Source organism: Nitrospirota bacterium (assembly GCA_040756155.1).
Taxonomy (GTDB): domain Bacteria; phylum Nitrospirota; class Thermodesulfovibrionia; order JACRGW01; family JBFLZU01; genus JBFLZU01.
The window spans coordinates 1-2117 of the sequence record JBFLZU010000088.1 but is presented as its reverse complement, the minus strand read 5'-3'; the positions used below and the strand labels follow the sequence as shown (position 1 = coordinate 2117).

Sequence of the window (2117 nt, the reverse complement as noted above, 5' to 3'; positions counted from 1 at the left end):
GTCCTCTTTTTCCGTGTCGGTGATTTCTATGAGATGTTCTACGAAGATGCCGTAGTCGCCTCAAAAATTCTTCAGATTGCACTTACTTCGCGAGATAAGGGGAAAAAAGATGCAGTTCCACTCTGTGGTGTTCCCTACCATGCAGCAGATACCTATATTGCCCGACTCATAAGAAATGGTTTTAAGGTAGCGATATGCGAGCAGATAGAAGATACTCAAACAGCAAAAGGGATTGTAAAGAGGGAGGTTGTCAGGGTGATTACTCCAGGGACACTCCTTGACCCAAAACTGATCGAGGCAAAGGAAAACAATTATCTTGCAGGTATTTTCATAGACAAGGGTATTGCTGGTGTTGCTTCAGCTGATATATCTACAGGTGATTTTTTTATCTTCGAGGTTAAGACCTCAGGGCTTTATGATGAACTTGTCCGTATCAATCCAGCAGAGATAATTCATCCAGAAGGTTATGAGCCATTACTCCTGAAGGGGATTAACGCCACTCTTAATCCATATAATGAATGGATATTTGATTACAGCTATGCTTACGACCTTCTCCGTGAACACTTCAAGGTCAACTCCTTAGATGGTTATGGTTGTGAAGAGTTAAAACCAGCAATAAGGGCAGCCGGAGCGTTATTGCATTATCTCAAGGAGACCCAGAAACGATCTATAGATAATATCCGCTCGATAAAGGTTTATAGGACAGAATTATCTATGATTATTGATTCAGTAACTCAGAAGAATTTAGAACTCACAAAAAATCTCTACGATGGTGGAAGGAAAGGAACACTGATAGATGTGCTTGATAAGACATCAACAGCGATGGGTGGAAGGTTGCTTAAAAAATGGCTATTGTATCCGCTCATTGATGTATCAGAGATAAAGATAAGGCAGGAGGCAGTTGCAGAGATGGTGGAGGAATATCTCCTCACAGAATCTCTGCGAGGTATTCTTAAGGATATATCCGATATGGATCGGCTGATTGGTAGAATAAGTCTTGGAGTGGCAAATGCAAGGGATTTAATAGCATTGAAGAATTCTATAAGCCTCTTGCCGAGGATAAAAGAGTCGCTTAGTCGTGTGCAGTCAAATAAATTAAAGAGCATAGCCGATGGCATTGATACACTCTCAGATCTTGTAAAAATAATAGATGAGTCCATAAATGATAACCCCCCAGTAGGACTCAAGGAAGGTGGATTGATAAAGAAGGGTTACAATGAGGAGATCGACGATCTCAGAGATACAAGACACAGGAGTAAAGAGATTATAACAGCGATAGAGGTAAAAGAAAGGGAGAGGACAGGTATCCAGTCTCTCAAGGTCAGATACAACAGGGTATTCGGTTACTATATAGAAATTACAAAAGCTAATCTTTCACAGGTGCCCAATGATTACATAAGAAAACAGACACTTGTGAATGCAGAACGATTCATTACACCAGAACTCAAGGAGTATGAAGAAAAGGTACTCAGCGCAGAAGAGAGGATAATTGAACTAGAATATTCATTATTTGAAGAGATAAGGAAGAATGTCGCCTCATTTACAGAAGAGGTTCTCAGGACTGCAGGGTTTGTGGCAGAATTAGATGCAATACTGTCCCTTACTGAAGTAGCGAGGAGGAATAACTATTCACGACCTGTGGTCAACGACGAAGAAGTTATAAGAATAACAGAAGGGAGGCATCCTGTTCTTGAACTTATAGAGTCTGATGAACGCTTTGTCCCTAATGATACACTCATAGATTGCGATGAAAACCAGATTCTCATTATTACAGGACCTAATATGGCAGGAAAATCTACATATATGAGGCAGATCGCCCTTATAGTGATAATGGCACAGATGGGAGGCTTTGTCCCTGTAAAAGAGGCAGTGATAGGAACCGCCGACAGGATATTTACCAGAGTGGGTGCGTCAGATGTGATAACAAAAGGGAAGAGCACATTCATGGTTGAGATGACAGAGACTGCGAATATACTTAACAACGCTACAAGAAAGAGCCTGATATTGCTTGATGAGATAGGGCGGGGGACGAGCACATTTGACGGGATAAGCATTGCGTGGGCGACTGCCGAATTCATACATAGAAATATCAAGGCAAAGACCCTTTTTGCAACACA

General features: G+C 41.3%; 1 protein-coding gene. It reads left to right on the top strand.

Annotated features, from left to right (window positions below; genetic code table 11):
* Window positions 1-2117 (top strand): DNA mismatch repair protein MutS (gene mutS, locus AB1488_08675; GenBank protein MEW6410164.1); only part of this gene is annotated, 2117 nt, incomplete at both ends.